Below are 18110 nucleotides of genomic sequence, written 5' to 3'. Positions count from 1 at the left end.
TCGGTGATCCGCGATCGTGTGCGGGTCAGCAGTCTGCTGCCCGATTTTCCCTGGGACACCATCGCCGGGGCCAAGGCTCGCGCCGCGGCGCATCCCGACGGCATCGTCGACCTGTCGGTGGGTACGCCGGTCGACCCGGTCGACCCGCTGATCCGCGCGGCGCTGGACTCGGCCGCCGACGTACCCGGGTATCCCGCCACCTACGGCACCCCCGAACTGCGGGAGGCCGCGGTGGCGGCGGTGGCGCGCCGCTTCGGCATGTCGGGTATCGGCTCCGATGCGGTGCTGCCGGTGATCGGCACCAAGGAACTGATCGCCGGATTGCCGCGACTGCTCGGTCTCGGCCCCGCGGATCTGGTGGTGATTCCCGAGGTGGCGTATCCGACCTACGAGGTGGGTGCGCTGCTGTCGGGTTCGCGAATTCTGCGCGCGGACGGTATGACCCGGCTCGGCCCGGAATCGCCGGCGCTGATCTATCTGAACTCGCCGTCGAACCCTACCGGCCGGGTGCTCGGCATCGACCATCTGCGCAAAGTGGTGTCCTTCGCGCGCGAACGCGGTGCTATCGTCGCCTCCGACGAGTGCTACCTGGGCCTGACCTGGGATGCCGAGGCGGTATCCATCCTCGATCCGCGCGTCAGCGACGGCGACCACACCGGCCTGCTGGCCATCCACTCGCTGTCGAAGACGTCGAATCTGGCCAGCTACCGGGCCGGTTTCGTGACCGGCGACATCGAGCTGATCCGGGAGTTGCTGGAGGTGCGCAAGCATTCCGGCATGATGGTCCCGTATCCGATCCAGGCCGCGATGACCGCCGCACTGGCCGACGATCGGCACGAGGCGCAGCAGCGCGAACGCTACCGCGCCCGCCGCGAGGTGCTGCGAAAGGCGTTGGTGGAGGCGGGTTTCCGCATCGACCATTCCGAGGCCGGCCTGTACCTGTGGTCCACGCGCGGCGAGAACTGCCGCACCACGCTGGACTGGCTCGCCGAACGCGGCATCCTCGCCGCACCCGGTGACTTCTATGGCCCCACCGGCACCGAGCACGTGCGCATCGCCCTGACCGCGACCGACGAACGCATCGCGGCCGCGGCGGTCCGGCTGTCCGCCTGACTGTTCGTCACCGAGCGGGCGCGTACCCCAGATGCAGGAGGGGGTACGGGCGTCCGTCGCCATCGGTCTCGGATCTGCCGGTGACGACGAATCCGTGGTGGCGGTAGAAGCCCAGCGCTTGCGGATTCTGCTCGTTCACGTCCACGGTGAGTGCGGGGTAGCGCGCGAGCGCCGCCCGCAACAGCGCCGAGCCGATCCCGCGACCGCGATGGCCGGCATCGATGAACAGCATTTCCAGTTGTCCGTCCGCGGTACCGGAGAATCCGGTAACCGTCCCCTCGGCGACGGCCACGGTCAACTCGACCGCGGGAAAGTAGTCGGCCGCGAGCCGGCTTTCGATGTCGGCCGCGTGCTCGGCGGCGAGAAAGTCGTGTGTGGCCTGGACCGCACTGCGCCAGACCGCCACGAGCCGCGGGTATTCTGCGGCGCCTACCGAAGGACGTAACTGGACGGCAGATATCTCGTTCACCCTCGGATGATACGAAACTCGGTGGTCGCGCCGCTTCGGCAACAGTTCGGCAGCACCGGCGACGCGACGCGCGTCGTACTCGCCGGTTTACCGCTGCATCGGCGCATGACCGGACTAGCCTGGCGTTATGGACGCTGTCACGGTTGTCCCGACTCCGGCGAACGAGCCGGTTCACTCGTATGCGCCGGGGAGCCGGGAACGAGAACTACTCATTGGCAAACTTGCCGAAATCTCCGGGCAAACGGTCGATGTGCCACTGGTGATCGGCGGTAAGCATCGGCCGGGGACCGGGCCCCGCTCCGAGATCGTGATGCCGCATCGGCACGCGCACGCGCTGGGCACCTACGCCGATGTGACTCAGGAGGAAGGCCGGGCGGCGATAGAGGCCGCGACGGCCGCGGCGCCGCAGTGGCGGGCGCTGCCGTTCACCGAGCGCGCCGCGGTGCTGCTGCGGGCGGCCGATCTGCTGGCCGGGCCGTGGCGGGAGACGGTGGCCGCGGCGACCATGCTGGGCCAGTCGAAATCGGCGTATCAGGCCGAAATCGACGCGCCCTGCGAGCTGGTCGACTTCTGGCGGTTCAACGTCGCCTTCGCGAGCCACATCCTCGCACAGCAGCCGGAATCGTCTGCGGGCGTGTGGAATCGGATGGACTACCGACCGCTCGAGGGTTTCGTCTACGCGATCACCCCGTTCAACTTCAGCGCGATCGCCGGGAATCTGCCGACCGCGCCGGCGCTGATGGGCAATACCGTGGTGTGGAAGCCCTCACCCACCCAGACACTGGCCGCCTATTACACGATGCTGGTGCTCGAGGAGGCGGGGCTGCCGCCGGGTGTGATCAATCTGGTCACCGGTGACGGCATCGAACTGTCGGAGGCCGCGCTGACCGATCCGCGCCTGGCCGGTATCCACTTCACCGGCTCGACCCGCACCTTCCGGCACCTGTGGCAGCGGGTGAGCTCGAATATCGGTCGCTACCACGGATATCCGCGGCTGGTGGGGGAAACGGGCGGGAAGGATTTCGTGCTCGCGCACCGCTCGGCCGATCCGGATGCCCTGCGTACCGCGCTGATTCGCGGCGCCTACGAATATCAGGGACAGAAATGTTCGGCCGCCTCCCGCGCCTATATTCCGCGCTCGCTGTGGCGGGAGATGGGCGACGATTTCCTCACCGAGGTCGACGAACTGAGCTACGGCGACGTGGCCGATCTGACGAATTTCGGTGGGGCCGTGATCGATCGGCGCGCCTACGACAAGAATGTCGCCGCGATCGAGCGGGCCCGCGCGGCAGGTCTGGGCATTCCGGCGGGCGGCAGCTACGACGACAGCGAAGGCTTCTTCGTCCAGCCCACCGTGCTCCTCGCCGACACCCCGCGCGACGAGGCGTTCACCACCGAATACTTCGGCCCGATCCTGGCGGTGTACGTCTACGACGACGATCACCCCGAGGCCTTCGATTCGATACTCGCGGAAGTGGATTCGGCGGCGCCCTATGCGCTCACCGGTGCGGTCTTCGCCCGCGATCGAGCCGCGATCGACCGGGCCGCCGGCACGCTGCGCTTCACCGCGGGCAATTTCTACATCAACGACAAGCCGACCGGCGCGGTGGTCGGTCAGCAGCCCTTCGGCGGTGCGCGCGCATCCGGCACCGACGACAAGGCCGGGTCGTATCTGAATCTGCTGCGCTGGGTCGCGCCCCGCACCCTGAAGGAAACCTTCGTGCCACCGACCGATTACCGGTATCCGCACATGGAGTCGGAATGAACGGCGAACCGGTGGCCACATCCGGCGGGGCGCGACGATGAACCCGCTGCGTCCCGCCATCCTCGCCGCCGCGGGTTCGGTGCGAATGAAGCGGGCGATCACCGGTTTTCCGGTCACCGCCGAGGTCGTGCATCGATTCGTGGCCGGTGAGACGCGCACCGACCTCGCTCCGATCGTCACCGCACTGCTGGACAGCGGCCGGATGGTGAGCGTCGACTTTCTCGGTGAGTACACGACCGAGCGGTCGATGGCCGACGACGCGGTCGCCGAGTATCTGGCATTGATCGACGACCTGGCCCGATGGAATCTCCTGGCTCGATGGAATCGATCATGGTCGGTGCAATCCGTTGCACCGGTGGAGGTTTCGGTGAAACTCTCCGCGCTGGGTCAGTCGCTGGGGCTCGACGGCCCCGAGATCGCCACCGCGAATCTGCACACGCTGTGCGAGCGGGCGCAGCAGGCGGGGGTGTGGATCACCGTCGACGCGGAGGATCACACCACCACCGAAACCACCGAGTCGACCGTGCACTTGGTGCGTGCCGACTATCCCTGGCTGGCGGTGGCCACCCAGACCTATCTGCGCCGTGCCGAGGATCGCTGCCGCATCGCCGCGGCCGAGGGCGCGCGAATCCGGTTGTGCAAGGGCGCGTATCGCGAACCGGAGTATGTCGCCTACCAGCGCACCGCCGATGTGGACGAGTCGTATCTGCGCTGCCTGGAACTGCTCATGGCCGGCTCGGGATATCCGATGGTCGCCACCCACGACCCGGTCATGATCGCCGCCGCGCACGACATGGCCGCTCGGAACGGGCGCGCGCCGGGCGATTTCGAGTTCCAGATGCTCTACGGCATTCGCTCGATCGAACAACAGCGCCTCGCCGAGGCCGGTCACGCCGTGCGGGTCTACGTGCCCTATGGCAACCAGTGGTACGGCTACCTGATGCGGCGGTTGGCCGAACGCCCGGCCAACCTCGGCTTCTTCCTCCGCGCCCTCGCCGAGCGCTGAATCAGACCAGCGGCCTGCCGAAGCGCCGGCGTAGCCGCATATCCGCGAGATAGAAGTTGAACGGGAAGACCCGGATCACCGTGGGCATCCGGGTCCACACCGCCGAGATCGAGCGCAGGATGAACCGGAACCGGCGTTCGTCGCGTGCGGTCCAGCGCATCCCCATCTCGTCGCGCAGGTGCTGCGGAAGCAGGGCGGTCACGGTGAATCGGTGAAAACGCCCGGCCAGCAACTGAATCAGGCGCGGTTGCATCTTCAGATCGATCAGATCGTTGAAGTAGCGACGCACCGGCTCGTCGATGGTCTTGGTCGCCAGGTTCTCCTCCCAGAACGCGTAGAACGCGTCCCGGTCGGCCGGCCACATCTCCGGACGCATCTGCAGACCGGTGCCGAGCCGGACGCTGTAGCGGTAGAAACGTTCGGCGAGTTCGGGATCCATCGGTCCGCGCATGCGCTGGTACAGATCGTCGACGCCCCAGTACAGGCAGGCCGCCACCCACAGCTGCAACTTGGGGTCGAACGCGTTGTACTTGACCGGGCTGTTCGGCCCGGAATGCACCGGGCGGTGCGAGGCGTTGACCGCCTCCCGGTAGCTCTGCACGTCCTCGTCGTTGCCCAGCCACGCCACGGCCAGATAGGTCAGCGTGGTGCGCAGGCGCTTGAGCGGGTGCAGCGTCACCTTGCCGCTGTCGACCGTGCTCTCCAGCACGCCGTAGCCGACCGGCGGGTGGCTGAGCTGCATGATCACGTTCGCGGCGCCGCCGAGGAAGGCGGCCACGCCGTCGATGTGTTCGCGCACCGTCTCCGGGGTGAGTTCGTCGCCCGGAATCTCGGGCTCGTAGTCGGTCGCGCGCAGGGGGGCGGTCATCGTCGACTCGTCTCCTGTTCCTCCCCGCCGGATCGGCGAGAGAATATGAGAAGCTTTCGTATAAACCTTCTCATCGGTGTGGCATCATGTCAATCAGGGCCGCTGACCATATGGGATGATGAGAGCGTCACCGTGTCCGCGACCCGGGCGAAGGAGAGGAACGACCATGACCGGATCGACCAAACTGTCGACTCGGCTCCTGCCGCTGGTGCGCGGCGCGGGTCCGGAGGACCGCAATCAGACCACGGTACTCGACGCGGCGCTGCTGGCCTTCCTGGATTTCGGCATCAAACGCACCAGCATGGTCGAGGTCGCGCGGCGCGGGCGGCTGTCGCTGGCGACGCTGTATCGGCGCTTCGCCGGTAAATCCGATCTGATTCAGGCCGTCGGGCTGTGGCAGGCGCGCCAGTTCGTGGAACAGGTCGACGCCGCGGTGCAGCGTCAGATCGATCGCGACGCCAGCGCCGAGGATCAGATCGTCGAACTGTTCGTCGCCTTCCTGGACGGGTTGCGTGGCAACAAACTGCTGGACCGGCTGCTGACCACCGAACCGGAGGTCGTACTGCCCTATCTCACCGTGCAGGGCGCGCCGGTGATCGAGTTGGGGCGCGACTACGTCGCCGAATTCATCACCCGCCTGCAGACGGAAGGCAAACTGCCGCAGTACGATCCGATGCCGCTGGCCGAACTGGTCGCCCGCAACGCGCTCTCACTCGCGCTGACTCCGCAGACGCTGATCCCGGTGGACGACGAGGCCGCCTGCCGGCAGTTCGCCCGCGACCACGTGGTCCCCGGTTTCCGGATTCCCTGACGTCGCCGATCCCGTAGAAGGCCGTCACGGCAACAGCCACAGGCGCTCGCACGGAAGCCGACCGCAGCGCCCGTCGGGTGGTGCGAATTCGACGTTGCCGCAGCGCCCGTATCTGCGCCAGTGATCGGCGAACCGGCGGGCGGCCGATTCGCAGGCCACGAAAGTGAGCGGGTGTGGACTGTTTGCGGTGAGGTGGATCGACACCATGAGGTCCGGCTCGTCGGGCCGTGGTGATATCGGTTCTGCCGCAAGGGCTTCGGGATGATTTGTCGGTGAAAGCTGTTGTGCGAGTGCTAGACTGAGGTATCGGGTGCCGAGTATCTCGGTGCTATAGCATTCGCTCGACGCATTGATCTGCCGTTCCATCGCTGTCTTCGTGACCTCTCAGATCTCCGCGGCGGTGCCACGCCGCGTACCGGTTCATAGGGCCGGACCGCACCCAGGGGGCTGCCGGGTGAGCGCGCACAGGAGATCACGATCGAGCTGTGGGGCCCGGCGGAGATGAATTCCCCGGGGGTACTTGGGCGTATCGCCTGCACGATTCCCAAGAACCCGGGACGAGTCCGGTCCGGACCGAAGCTCCTCGAACCCGAGAAGGAGATAGTCGACATGTCAGAATCCGGCAGTACGGTACCCAGGCGGCAACTCGGCCGATACCTTCGCGACCTGCGATCACAGACCGGGATGACGCTGCACGAGGTTGCGCAGAAGGCCGAGATCAGCGCGAGCACGGTCCAGCGCTACGAACACGGCCGCTTCCCGGCCAAACTCCGGACTGCGGACATTCGCGAAATCTGCGCAGTCCTCGGCGCGGACGAGACCATGACGGCAGCGCTGGAAGGCCTTGCGCAGCAAGCGAATGCGCAGAATTGGTGGCACGAGTACGACGACGTGATCCCGCAGGACTTCGATGTGTACATGGGGCTCGAGGCGGCGGCGGAGCGGTTGGTGGTCTACTCGCCGGATGCGGTGATGGGTTTGCTTCAGACTCCGGATTACGCAGCGGTGTTGACGCGTGAGGTCTTTCCCGACGCCACGCCGGAGGAGGTCGCGCAGCGGGTGCACATGCGAATGCGCAGGCAGTCGCTCATCACCCGGCGCCGTGGCCCCGCGGAACTTCGGATTGTGCTGGGGGAAGCGGCTCTTCGTCGCGCCGTTGGCGGACGACGCGTGTTTGCGGCCCAGATGAAGCGGTTGGCCGACGTCAGCACGATGCCGAATGTTTCGCTGCGAATACTGCCGTTCTCGGTGGGCATTCCACTCGGTCAGATATACAGCCAGTTCATCATTCTCGAGTTCGGCAACGACGGCAAGGGCAATCTGCTCGAGCCGCCGATCGTCTATCTCGAACATCCAACGGGCGACTTGTATCTCGAGAAACCGGCCGACGTGCGTCACTACACTGAGGCGTATCAGGGCATCCAGCGGGCCACCCTGGATGAGCAGGCGAGCAGGGACCTGCTTCGCCGGACAGCAAGGGAGTTCGCAACGTGAGTGGTAAGTACGACGTCGACCTGTCGGATGCCCAGTGGTTCACCAGCAGTCGCACTTCGGGTGGAAAGGAGTGCGTGGAGGTAGCGTTCCTGGATGGTGGCCTTGTAGGCGTGCGGGACAGCAAGGACCGCACCAGGCCGGCGCTCGTCTTCACCCCCGGTGAGTGGCGGGCGTTCATCGTCGGCGCGAAGGACGGCGAGTTCGACCAGGCATAGCGATCACAGGTCGCCGACTGCAGGGGCTCGGGAGTCGTGGCCACATCTCGAAATTCTTGCCACAGGTTGGCTGGTTGGCCACGATTCTCGAGGCGCCGCGCTCTCAGCGCGGTGTCCGTGATCAGAGTTCCGTTGATCGACGGATCGGGAAGGTCGTCGGCCACACCTCGGGGATCGAGGTATTCCGTGTGGCCTCATACCAGCCGCAGTCCCAAACGCCGTCGGACCCTCATGTCGAGCATGTAGGCGTTGACCGGAAACATCTTGAGCTGCTTGGGAACTCGGTCTTCCACCGCACCGACCGCGTGTAGCAGCCGCGCTAGGCGGCGGTCGTCGGATTCGGTCCACGGCATCTCCATCTGCGCGCGGAGGTTCGGCGGCAGCAACCCGGCGACCACCCAGCGGTGGAATCGTCCGAACGCCAGGCGAATCGGCGGCGGGAACATCTTCAGGTCCACCAGGTCGTCGAAGTACGCGCGGATCGTCGGATCGATGTGGACCTCGGCGAGTTGCCGGTTCCAGTAGGCGTCGAAGGCGGCGCGGTCGGCCGGCCACATCGCCTGCGGCATCTGCAGGGTGGTCCCGAACCGGGCGGCGTGGCGGTAGAAGGCCTCGGCATCGTCCTCGGGCATCGGGCCGTGCATGCGCTCGTAGAGGTCGCGTGAACCCCAGTACAGGCAGGCCGCCACCCACAGCTGCAGCTTCGGATCGAAGGCGTTGTACTTGACCGGGCTCTGCGCGGTGGAGCGAACCTGGCGATGCTGCCAGTTCACCGCCGCGCGATAGGCGGCGCGCTCGTCGTCGCTGCCCAGCATGGCCACGGCGAGGTAGGTCAGCGTGGTGCGGGTGCGTTTGACCGGATGGAGCATCACCTTGCCGCTGTCGACGGTGCTCTCCACCACGCCGTAGCCGACGGGTGGGAGCGAGAGCTGCATGATGACATTGGCCGCGGCGCCGAAGAAGGCGGCCGAGCCGTCCAGGTGGGCGGCGACATCGTATTCGGCGACCGGTTGCCCGGGCGACGTGCGAATGGACGTGGTCATCGTCGACCCCCATCTCCGCGTGAGAAGGCTGCACCTCGACAGTCTCACCACCTCACTGCGCTGTCAACGGCCGCACGACGACGAGACGAATTCGCAATCGGCCCGTCGACAGGGAGGAGTGCCGGTGGCGCCGGATTGATAGGTTGGCGCGATGTCCTACGGTTCGCTGCCGCTGTTGCCCTCGCTGAATCCGGCCGCCGTGGCCGCCGGATACGACATTCCCGACGCGGTCACCATCGACGGTGAGACGCTCTCGCGCAGCGATCTGGTCGGCGCCGCGACCTCGGTGGCCGAACGGATCGCCGGGGCCGGGCGCGTCGCGATTCTCGCCCGCCCGACCGCCACCACCGTGCTGGGCATCCTCGGCTGCCTGATCGCCGGTGTCGCCGCCGTGCCGGTGCCGCCGGACGCCGGATCGGCCGAACTGGACCACATCCTCGCCGATTCCGGGGCGCGGGCCTGGCTCGGTGCGGCGCCGGAAAATCCCACGCTGCCGGTGATCCCGGTGCGCAAACACGCCCGTTCGTGGCACAGCCATCCCGAACCTGCCGCGAACACAACGGCTTTCATCCTCTACACCTCGGGGACCACGGGGGCGCCCAAGGGGGTCGTGCTCAGTCGCGGCGCCATCGCGTCCGGTCTCGACGCCCTGTTCGAGGCGTGGTCGTGGACCTCGAAAGATGTTCTGGTACACGGGCTTCCGCTGTTCCATGTGCACGGTTTGATCCTCGGTGTGCTGGGGCCGCTGCGGATCGGCAGCCCGCTCGTGCACACCGGTAAACCGACTCCGGCCGCCTATGCCGCGGCAGGTGGCACCATGTACTTCGGCGTGCCGACGGTCTGGTCGCGTATCGCCGAAGATTCCGATGCCGCAAAGGAATTGGCGAACGCCCGGCTCCTGGTCTCCGGTAGTGCGCCGCTGCCGGTTCCGGTCTTCGAACGGCTGCGCGAGCTGACCGGGCAGGCGCCGGTGGAACGCTACGGTATGAGCGAAACCATGATCACCCTGTCCACCCGGGCCGACGGCGAACGCCGGCCGGGCTGGGTCGGCCTGCCGGTGGCGGGCGTGCAGACCCGGTTGCGCGACGAGGCGGGGGCGCCGGTTCCGCACGACGGCGAGAGTATCGGCGGACTGCAGGTGCGCGGGCCCATGCTGTTCGACGGCTATCTCGGCCGGCCGGAGGCCACCGCCGAGAGCTGGACCGAGGACGGCTGGTTCGTCACCGGCGATGTGGCCGCGATCGACGCCGAGGGATTCCATCGCATCGTCGGGCGCGAATCGGTGGATCTGATCAAATCCGGTGGGTATCGCGTCGGGGCCGGGGAGGTCGAAACCTGCCTGCTCGGGCACCCGAGTGTGGCCGAGGTCGCCGTGGTCGGGATCGAGGATGCGGATCTGGGGCAGCGCATCCGGGCCTACGTCGTGCCGCGACCCGACACCGCGATCTCCGAGCGCGAACTCGTCGACTTCGTCGCCCAGCAGCTTTCGGCGCACAAACGCCCGCGTGAGGTGCTGATGGTGACCGAATTGCCGCGCAACGCGATGGGCAAGGTGCAGAAGAAGCTGCTGCGCTGACGTATCGATCCGGTGCCGGGAACGTGCCGGGTTGACCTGTACCACACTCGAGGTTCTAAGGTCGGCGCATGATCGCAACGCTGTCTGCAGCCCAGATCGAGTATCTGGCGGGCCAACGCCTGGGTCGGCTGGCCACCATCCGCCCGGACGGATCGCCGCAGAACAATCCGGTGGGTTTCCGCTACAACGAAGCCCTCGGCACCATCGATATCGCGGGCCACAACATGGGCGCCTCGCAGAAGTTCCGCAACCTCGTCAAGGAGGAGCGGGTCGCCTTCGTCGTCGACGATATCGCCTCGGTGAACCCGTGGCAGGTGCGCTGCCTCGAAATCCGCGGCGTGGCACAGGCTTTGCGAGATGTGGACACCTACCTCGACGGCGGCTCGCGCGAGTTGATCCGCATCACCCCGCAGCGCGTGCTGGCCTTCGGAATCGACTAGGTCCGCACGACATGAAAACGCCCCTTCCGTTCCGAGACGGAAGGGGCGTTTCGTGCGTTGTCAGTTCGCGTGCAGGGCGGCGTTGAGTTCGATGCCGGTGCCCTTGCGGGCGACCACCTCGACGCTGCCGGTCAGCGAGTTGCGGCGGAACAGCAGGTTCGACTGGCCGGAGAGTTCGGCGGCCTTGATGGTGCGGCCGTCCGGGAGGGCGACCTTGGTGCCGGCGGTGACGTAGAGGCCGGCCTCGACGACGCAATCGTCACCCAGCGAGATGCCCAGGCCGGCGTTGGCGCCGAGCAGGCAGCGCTCGCCGATCGAGATGACCTGCTTACCGCCACCGGACAGAGTGCCCATGATGGACGCGCCGCCGCCGACATCGGAACCGTCGCCGACCACCACACCGGCCGAGATGCGGCCCTCGACCATGGAGGCGCCGAGGGTGCCGGCGTTGAAGTTCACGAAACCCTCGTGCATGACCGTGGTGCCCTCGGCCAGATGTGCGCCCAGCCGCACCCGATCCGCGTCGGCGATGCGGACGCCGGCGGGCAGCACGTAATCGACCATGCGGGGGAATTTGTCGACGCCGTAGACGGTGACCGGACCGCGGGCGCGCAACTTCGCGCGCACCAGCTCGAAGTCCTCGACCGCACACGGGCCGTGATTGGTCCACACCACGTTGGCCAGCAGCCCGAACTGCCCCTCCAAGCTGAGTCCGTGCGGCCGGACCAGGCGGTGGGAGAGCAGGTGCAGGCGCAGATATTCGTCGTGGGTGTCGATCGGCGGCGCCGACAGGTCCGCGATCGTGGTGCGCACCGCGACGACCTCGACCCGGCGGGCCTCGTCGGGGCCGACCAGATCGGCGAAGCGTGCGTACTCGGCGTCGGCCGGGCTCAGCCGCGTGGTCTCCGACGTCTCGAACGTGCCCAGTTCCGGATACGGGTACCAGGTGTCGAGGACCGTCCCGTTCGCGGTCACCGTCGCCAAGCCGACTGCGGATGCTCCCTGTGTGCTCACGGCACTTCAGCCTACTGGGTGCAGATCGCGAGGTGGTGGGCTACCTGTTGCCGCCCGGCCCGTCCGCCCCGGCGAGCCGCTCGGCCCGGTCGTGGGACGGGCGAACACTTAGGCTGGTCCGGTGACCATCGATCTGCGCGCCGACCCGATCTCGATCACCGCGACCCTCGTCGACATCCCCAGTGTCTCCCGCGACGAGGCGGCGATCACCGACACCGTCGCCTGGGCGCTGCGCGAGCAGACCGAGGGTTTCGAGGTGCTGCGGCACGGCAACACCGTGCTGGCGCGCACGAATCGCGGGCTGCCGCACCGGGTGATCATGGCCGGTCACCTGGACACCGTGCCGATCGCCGACAACGTACCGGGCCGGTTCGAGACGATCGACGGTGAGGAAGTGCTGTTCGGCTGCGGCAGCGTCGACATGAAGTCCGGCGACGCGGTGTTCCTGCATCTGGCCGCCACCGTGGCCGATCCGGTCTGCGATCTGACCCTGATCTTCTACGACTGCGAGGAGATCGCCGCCGAATACAACGGTCTCGGCCGCATCGAACGCGAACTGCCCGAATGGCTGGACGGCGATCTGGCCATCCTCGGCGAACCGTCGGGCGCGTGGATCGAGGCGGGCTGTCAGGGCACGCTGCGGGTCCGCCTCGGTCTCGGCGGCACCCGCGCCCACACCGCGCGAGCATGGCTGGGCGACAACGCCATTCACAAGCTCGCGCCCGTCCTGCAGCGGCTGCGCGACTATGTGCCGCGCGAGGTGGACATCGACGGATGCGTGTATCGCGAGGGGCTTTCCGCGGTGAAGGTCGAGGGCGGCGTGGCCGGCAACGTGGTGCCCGACGAGGCCGAGGTACTGGTGAACTTCCGGTTCGCACCCGATCGCACCCTCGACCAGGCGACCGAGCATGTGCGCGAGGTCTTCGACGGGCTGGATGTGAGCTTCGAGCGGACCGACGGTGCGCCCGGCGCGCTACCGGGCCTGTCGGCCCCGGCCGCGAAGAACCTGGTGGAGCGCGTTCATTCGCACGGCGGCGGCGGGGTGCGCGCGAAATACGGCTGGACCGATGTGTCGCGATTCGCCGCCCGCGGTGTTCCGGCGGTCAATTTCGGGCCCGGCGACCCCAATCTGGCGCACAAGGTGGACGAGCGCGTACCCACCCGCCAGATCACCGTCGTCACCGAGATCCTGCGCAACTACCTGACCGGTCACCAGGGCTGAACCGGTAGGTTCGGTCCCATGTCCACCGCGTCCGAGCCCGCACCGACCAGATCACCGAAGTCCACTCCCAAGTTCCGCGGCCCGATCATGTTGCGCCGGGCGCGCAAACAGGGCACCGGAACCACCGATCAGCACCTGCTCGACGGCCGCGGATCCACCGACTGGGTCCACACAGACCCCTGGCGGGTGCTCCGGATTCAGAGCGAATTCGTGGAGGGATTCGGCGCGCTCGCCGAAATCCCCAGGGCCGTCGCGGTTTTCGGCTCCGCGCGCACGCCGGTGGACACGCCCGAATACGAGGCGGCGCGGGCCATCGGCGCCGCCCTGGCCGAGGCCGGTTTCGCGGTGATCACCGGCGGCGGTCCCGGAGTGATGGAGGCGGCCAACCGCGGCGCCTGTGAGGCGGGCGGCTACTCCGTGGGCCTCGGCATCGAACTTCCGATGGAACAGGGACTCAACGAGTGGGTCGACCTCGGCATCAACTTCCGCTACTTCTTCGCCCGCAAGACGATGTTCGTCAAGTACTCCCAGGCGTTCATCTGCCTGCCCGGCGGCTTCGGCACCCTGGACGAGCTGTTCGAGGCGCTCACCCTGGTCCAGACCCACAAGATCACCCGCTTCCCGGTCATCCTGTTCGGCAGCCGGTACTGGGCGGGGCTGGTCGACTGGCTGCGCGATTCGCCGAGCGGCTCGGGCAAGATCTCGCCCGGTGATCTGGAACTGCTGCACGTCACCGACAGCGTGGAGGAACTGGTCGACATCGTGCTGCAGGCCGCCGCGCGTCGCGGCGAGGAATCCACCGGGACGGAGGATCAGTGGTGAGCGGGCAGCCGTTCGCGGTGTGTGTCTACTGTTCGGCCAGCGCCGCGGATCCGGACGCGCTGCGCCTGGCCGCCGAGGTGGGCAGTGAAATCGCCCGGCGCGGTTGGCAACTGGTGTCCGGCGGCGGACATGTGTCGATGATGGGGGCGGTGGCGGTGGCCGCGCGCGCCGGCGGCGCCCGCACCACGGGCGTGATCCCGAAACGGCTGGTGCATCAGGAAGTCGCCGATGTGGACAGCGACGAGCTGATCGTCACCGACACCATGCGCGAACGCAAACAGATCATGGAGGATCGCGCCGACGCCTTCCTGACCCTGCCGGGCGGAATCGGCACGCTGGAAGAATTCTTCGAGGCGTGGACCGGCGGATATCTGGGACTGCACGGCAAACCGCTGGTGGTGCTCGACCCGAACGGCCACTACCGCGGGCTGTTCGCATGGCTGGACGAGCTGAGCGCGGCCGGGTTCATCGGGCGCCCCGCACTGGATCGGATTACCGTGACCGCGGATGTGGCATCCGCATTCCGAGCCCTGACCGCGCCGCGCATCGACACCGCCTGAGCGCATCGACACCGCCCGACCGGAAATCGTTGGAGGAGAATGTGACCGCCGAGGCCCGAAACACGATCAGTCTCTGGGATCTGGCACGCAGGCTGCCCGCCATGGCGATGGAGACGCCGGGCATGCTGCGCGGCGCCACCGGCATGCTGGTGCGCGCGGACGACAAATCCTCGGTGGGGCTGTACTTCCAGAAGGCGGCACGGCGGTATCCGAATCGGCCGTTCCTGCGCTTCGAGGGCCGTGAATACACCTACGGCGAGGCCAATACCGAGGTGAACTGCTTCGCCGAGGTGCTGGCGCAGCGCGGTGTGCGCCGCGGCGATGTGGTGGGCGTGCTGATGACCAATCGCCCCGAGACGCTGTTCGTGGTGCTGGCGACGGTGAAGCTCGGCGCGACGGTCGGGCTGCTCAATCACAATCAGCGCGAACAGGTACTCGCTCACAGCTTCGGACTGCTGAACAGCACGGTCAACGTGATCGGCGAGGAATGCGAGGAGGCACTGCGCTCACTGCCCGAGCCGCCGCCGAATCTGCTGTATACGCAGGAATTGCAGGAGCTGGCCCGCGCTGCCGATCCGGCGGATCCGGCGGTGTGCGCGGACGTCCGCGCCCGGGAGCGCGCCTTCCTGATCTTCACCTCCGGCACGACCGGGCTGCCCAAGGCCAGCGTGATGACCCATCTGCGCTGGACGAAGAGTATGGCCGGGCTGGGTGGTCTGGGCATCCGCCTGCGCGGCGGCGACACCATGTACTGCTGTCTGCCGCTGTATCACAACAACGCGTTGACGGTCGCGCTCGGCGCGGTGCTCGGCTCGCGGGCGACGCTGGCACTGGGCCGCAAATTCTCGGTGTCGAATTTCTGGAACGAGGTCGTCGCGACCAGGTCGACGGCGTTCATCTACATCGGCGAGCTGTGCCGCTATCTGCTGAATCAGCCGGAATCGCCTCGCGAACACGAACATTCGGTGCGGCTGGCGGTCGGCAACGGCCTGCGCCCGGAGCTGTGGGACGAATTCCGGCGGCGCTTCGGCATCGGCCGGGTGGTGGAGTTCTACGGCGCGAGTGAGGGGAATATCGCCTTCATCAACGCCTTCGGCGTGGATCGCACCGCCGGATTCGGACCGTTGCCCTACGCGGTGGTGGAATTCGACGAGGAGACCGGTAAGGCGCGGCGATACCCCGACGGGCGACTGCGCAAGGTCGCCTCCGGCGGGGTGGGTCTGCTGCTGGCGAAGGTCACCGACCGTTCCCCCTTCGACGGCTACACCGACAAATCCGCGACCGAATCGAAGTTGGTGCGCAACGCATTCGACGACGGCGACTGCTGGTTCGACACCGGAGATCTTGTGCGCGACCAGCATTGGCGCCACATCGCGTTCGTCGACCGCCTCGGCGACACCTTCCGCTGGAAGGGGGAGAACGTCGCGACCACCGAGGTCGAGGGCGCCTTCGACGGCGCGCCCGGTATCACCGAGGCGGTGGTGTACGGCGTGGACGTGCCCGGAGCCGACGGTAAGGCGGGGATGGCCGCGGTAACCCTCGACGCCGATGCCGCCTTCGACGGCTCCGCGCTGGCCGCCCGGCTCTACGACCGCCTGCCCGGCTACGCGGTGCCGCTGTTCGTCCGCGTGGTGCCCGAACTGGAGACCACCTCGACCTTCAAGAGTCGCAAGGTGGATCTGCGCAAACAGGGCTACGCCTCCGACGACTCGACCGCGGTCTATGTGCTGAAGGGCCGCGACCAGGGATACGTGCCGTTCTACGCGAGCTACCCGGACGAGGTGGCGGCCGGTACCGCGCCCCGGGGCTAGGTCGTGTCGGAGGGCGCCGAGGGCCCGGCAATTAGACTCACCTCCATGAGTTCTGCGTCACCGCTGTCCACCCTGTGCGGTAAGCCGGTGGCGACGGATCGGGCGCTGGTGATGGCGATCGTCAACCGAACCCCCGATTCCTTCTACGACCGGGGTGCCACCTTCTCCGACGACGCCGCGATGGCCGCGGTGGCCCGCGCCGTGTCCGAGGGGGCGGATCTGGTCGACATCGGCGGGGTGAAGGCCGGTCCGGGGGACGAGGTCGACGCCACGGAGGAAGCACGACGGGTGGTGCCGTTCGTGGCGGCCATCAGGGCCCGCTATCCCGGCCTGTTGATCAGTGTGGATACCTGGCGCAGCGAGGTCGCGCGAGCGGCGGTGACCGAGGGCGCGGATCTGATCAACGACACCTGGGCCGGTGCCGACCCGCAGCTCGCGGGCGTGGCCGCAGAACTGGGTGTGGGGATCGTGTGCAGCCACACCGGCGGCGCTCAACCGCGCACCCGGCCGCACCGGGTCCGGTACGCCGATGTGGTGTCCGAGGTCACCGATACACTGGTCCGGGCTGCCGAGGCGGCGCGCGCGGCGGGGGTCGCCGCGGATGCGATCCTCATCGATCCGACCCACGATTTCGGGAAAAACACCTATCACGGGCTCGAACTGTTGCGGGCCGTGGACATTCTTGTAAATACCGGATGGCCTGTCTTGATGGCGCTGAGCAATAAGGATTTCATCGGAGAGACTCTTGGTGTCGGGCTTTCCGAGCGATTGGAGGGGACATTGGCGGCAACCGCGTGGGCGGCCGCGGCCGGCGCCCGGGTCTTCCGAGTCCACGAGGTCGCCGCAACCCGGCGAGTAGTGGACATGATCGCGGCGATTCAGGGCATCCGGCCCCCCGCACGAACCTTGCGAGGTCTGGTATGACGTTCGATTGGACTGCCACGCATACGTGGGATCGACCACAGTGGGCGATCGACGAATTGGTCGACGCGAAGGATGGGCGCACCGTCTCGGTGGTGCTGCCGGCATTGAACGAGGAACGCACGGTCGCCGATGTGGTGGCCAGTATCCGGCCGCTGCTCGGCACGCTGGTCGACGAATTGGTGGTGCTGGATTCCGGCTCCGTGGACGCGACGGCCGAGCGGGCCCGCGCGGCCGGGGCGCAGGTGGTCACGCGTGAGCAGGCCGTGCCCGAACTGGAGCCGGTTCCCGGTAAGGGGGAGGTGCTGTGGCGCTCGCTGGCCGCGACCTCCGGCGATCTGGTGGCCTTCGTCGATTCGGATCTGATCGATCCCGATCCGATGTTCGTGCCGAAACTGCTGGGTCCGCTGCTGACCGTGGACGGTATGCATCTGGTGAAGGCCTACTACCGACGGCCGCTGCGTCAGGGTGCGGCGGTGGAGCAGCACGGTGGCGGCCGGGTGACCGAACTGGTGGCGCGGCCGCTGCTCGCGGCGCTGCGACCGGATCTGTCGAAGGTGTTGCAGCCCTTGGGCGGTGAGTACGCGGGGACGCGGGAATTGCTGACCGCGGTGCCGTTCGCGCCGGGCTACGGTGTGGAGATCGGCCTGCTGCTGGACACTTTCGACATGCTCGGCCTGTCGGCGATCGGCCAGGTGAATCTGGGCGTGCGCACTCATCGTAATCGCCCGCTGTCGGACCTGGGTGTCATGAGCCGGCAGATTCTCGGAACCGTGCTGGGGCGCAGCGGAATTCGCGACTCCGGCGCGGCGTTGACGCAATTCCCGCTCATCGGTGAGGAATTCACCGCGCTGAGTACGGATGTGCACCTGGCGGATCGGCCGCCGATGAACACCCTGCGTCCCACCGAGGTCGCCGCCTGAATCCCCGTCGCGGCACAGGGGACAACTCGCGGAGCCG

The 18110-nt window shown here is 67.4% G+C and carries 19 protein-coding genes; 14 read left to right on the top strand and 5 right to left on the bottom strand.

Annotation, left to right across the window (positions count from 1 at the left end):
* The first annotated feature begins 6 nt into the window (after positions 1-6).
* On the top strand, positions 7-1113 hold the full coding sequence (gene dapC / locus NK1_RS15080) for a succinyldiaminopimelate transaminase (protein ID WP_063009206.1): 1107 nt from the start codon (positions 7-9) through the stop codon (positions 1111-1113).
* A 7-nt stretch (positions 1114-1120) separates the two neighbouring features.
* Here the strand turns inward: dapC and NK1_RS15075 are convergent, their stop codons facing one another.
* Entirely contained in the window at positions 1121-1582 is a 462-nt protein-coding gene (locus NK1_RS15075; RefSeq protein WP_063009124.1) for an acetyltransferase, read from the bottom strand.
* A gap of 127 nt (positions 1583-1709) precedes the next feature.
* Between NK1_RS15075 and pruA the strand changes: the two genes are divergently transcribed.
* Positions 1710-3347 (top strand): L-glutamate gamma-semialdehyde dehydrogenase, encoded by a 1638-nt coding sequence (pruA, locus tag NK1_RS15070; protein ID WP_063009123.1) that lies wholly within the window; start codon positions 1710-1712, stop codon positions 3345-3347.
* A gap of 37 nt (positions 3348-3384) precedes the next feature.
* The gene (locus NK1_RS15065; protein WP_063009122.1) at positions 3385-4353 is read left to right on the top strand and encodes a proline dehydrogenase family protein; all 969 of its coding nucleotides are present in this window, start codon (positions 3385-3387) and stop codon (positions 4351-4353) included.
* Position 4354: 1 nt separating this feature from the next.
* Here NK1_RS15065 and NK1_RS15060 read toward each other — a convergent pair whose 3' ends face one another.
* Positions 4355-5221: an oxygenase MpaB family protein gene (locus tag NK1_RS15060; RefSeq protein WP_063009121.1), complete on the bottom strand. Its 867-nt coding sequence runs from the start codon at positions 5219-5221 to the stop codon at positions 4355-4357.
* 166 nt (positions 5222-5387) lie between these two features.
* Here NK1_RS15060 and NK1_RS15055 point away from each other — a divergent pair, with 166 nt between their 5' ends.
* The gene (locus tag NK1_RS15055) at positions 5388-6032 is read left to right on the top strand and encodes a TetR/AcrR family transcriptional regulator (protein WP_063009120.1); all 645 of its coding nucleotides are present in this window, start codon (positions 5388-5390) and stop codon (positions 6030-6032) included.
* A gap of 24 nt (positions 6033-6056) precedes the next feature.
* On the opposite strand, the gene NK1_RS34520 is transcribed toward NK1_RS15055, so the two are convergent.
* Positions 6057-6398, bottom strand: coding sequence for a hypothetical protein (locus NK1_RS34520; RefSeq protein WP_157104276.1), 342 nt, complete (start codon positions 6396-6398; stop codon positions 6057-6059).
* Positions 6399-6641: 243 nt separating this feature from the next.
* Between NK1_RS34520 and NK1_RS15045 the strand changes: the two genes are divergently transcribed.
* Positions 6642-7526, top strand: coding sequence for a helix-turn-helix domain-containing protein (locus NK1_RS15045; protein WP_063009118.1), 885 nt, complete (start codon positions 6642-6644; stop codon positions 7524-7526).
* A complete protein-coding gene (locus NK1_RS15040; protein WP_063009117.1) occupies positions 7523-7741 on the top strand; it encodes a DUF397 domain-containing protein in 219 nt (72 codons plus the stop codon). The genes NK1_RS15045 and NK1_RS15040 overlap by 4 nt, the downstream gene beginning before the upstream one ends.
* A 194-nt stretch (positions 7742-7935) precedes the next feature.
* On the opposite strand, the gene NK1_RS15035 is transcribed toward NK1_RS15040, so the two are convergent.
* Positions 7936-8784 carry an oxygenase MpaB family protein gene (locus tag NK1_RS15035; RefSeq protein WP_063009116.1) on the bottom strand — a complete coding sequence of 283 codons (849 nt, stop codon included), beginning with the start codon at positions 8782-8784 and terminating at the stop codon, positions 7936-7938.
* A 151-nt stretch (positions 8785-8935) separates the two neighbouring features.
* Between NK1_RS15035 and NK1_RS15030 the strand changes: the two genes are divergently transcribed.
* Positions 8936-10360 carry an acyl-CoA synthetase gene (locus tag NK1_RS15030; RefSeq protein ID WP_063009115.1) on the top strand — a complete coding sequence of 475 codons (1425 nt, stop codon included), beginning with the start codon at positions 8936-8938 and terminating at the stop codon, positions 10358-10360.
* Positions 10361-10428: 68 nt separating this feature from the next.
* The gene (locus NK1_RS15025) at positions 10429-10800 is read left to right on the top strand and encodes a PPOX class F420-dependent oxidoreductase (RefSeq protein ID WP_063009114.1); all 372 of its coding nucleotides are present in this window, start codon (positions 10429-10431) and stop codon (positions 10798-10800) included.
* A 60-nt stretch (positions 10801-10860) separates the two neighbouring features.
* Here NK1_RS15025 and dapD read toward each other — a convergent pair whose 3' ends face one another.
* On the bottom strand, positions 10861-11814 hold the full coding sequence (gene dapD, locus NK1_RS15020; protein WP_036504809.1) for a 2,3,4,5-tetrahydropyridine-2,6-dicarboxylate N-succinyltransferase: 954 nt from the start codon (positions 11812-11814) through the stop codon (positions 10861-10863).
* A 121-nt stretch (positions 11815-11935) separates the two neighbouring features.
* Here dapD and dapE point away from each other — a divergent pair, with 121 nt between their 5' ends.
* From dapE to NK1_RS14995, 6 genes are read left to right on the top strand one after another with little or no spacing between them, the layout of a single operon-like run.
* Positions 11936-13036 carry a succinyl-diaminopimelate desuccinylase gene (gene dapE, locus NK1_RS15015; RefSeq protein ID WP_063009113.1) on the top strand — a complete coding sequence of 367 codons (1101 nt, stop codon included), beginning with the start codon at positions 11936-11938 and terminating at the stop codon, positions 13034-13036.
* Between the two features lie 18 nt (positions 13037-13054).
* Positions 13055-13858 (top strand): LOG family protein, encoded by an 804-nt coding sequence (locus NK1_RS15010; protein WP_063009112.1) that lies wholly within the window; start codon positions 13055-13057, stop codon positions 13856-13858.
* Complete coding sequence (locus NK1_RS15005) at positions 13855-14418, top strand: LOG family protein (protein ID WP_157104275.1); 564 nt, start codon at positions 13855-13857, stop codon at positions 14416-14418. Before NK1_RS15010 ends, NK1_RS15005 begins: the two co-directional genes overlap by 4 nt.
* Before the next feature lie 41 nt (positions 14419-14459).
* Positions 14460-16229 (top strand): long-chain-acyl-CoA synthetase, encoded by a 1770-nt coding sequence (locus NK1_RS15000; RefSeq protein WP_063009204.1) that lies wholly within the window; start codon positions 14460-14462, stop codon positions 16227-16229.
* A gap of 45 nt (positions 16230-16274) precedes the next feature.
* Positions 16275-17153 carry a dihydropteroate synthase gene (gene folP, locus NK1_RS35295; protein WP_084460962.1) on the top strand — a complete coding sequence of 293 codons (879 nt, stop codon included), beginning with the start codon at positions 16275-16277 and terminating at the stop codon, positions 17151-17153.
* On the top strand, positions 17150-18073 hold the full coding sequence (locus tag NK1_RS14995; protein ID WP_083871204.1) for a glucosyl-3-phosphoglycerate synthase: 924 nt from the start codon (positions 17150-17152) through the stop codon (positions 18071-18073). The genes folP and NK1_RS14995 overlap by 4 nt, the downstream gene beginning before the upstream one ends.
* The last annotated feature ends 37 nt before the right edge of the window (positions 18074-18110 follow it).

The sequence above is a fragment of the Nocardia kruczakiae NBRC 101016 genome, from assembly GCF_001612965.1.
In the GTDB taxonomy this organism is placed as follows: Bacteria; Actinomycetota; Actinomycetes; order Mycobacteriales; family Mycobacteriaceae; genus Nocardia; species Nocardia kruczakiae.
The sequence above is the reverse complement of the archived record's forward strand: the minus strand, read 5'-3'. Positions and strand labels throughout refer to the sequence as shown.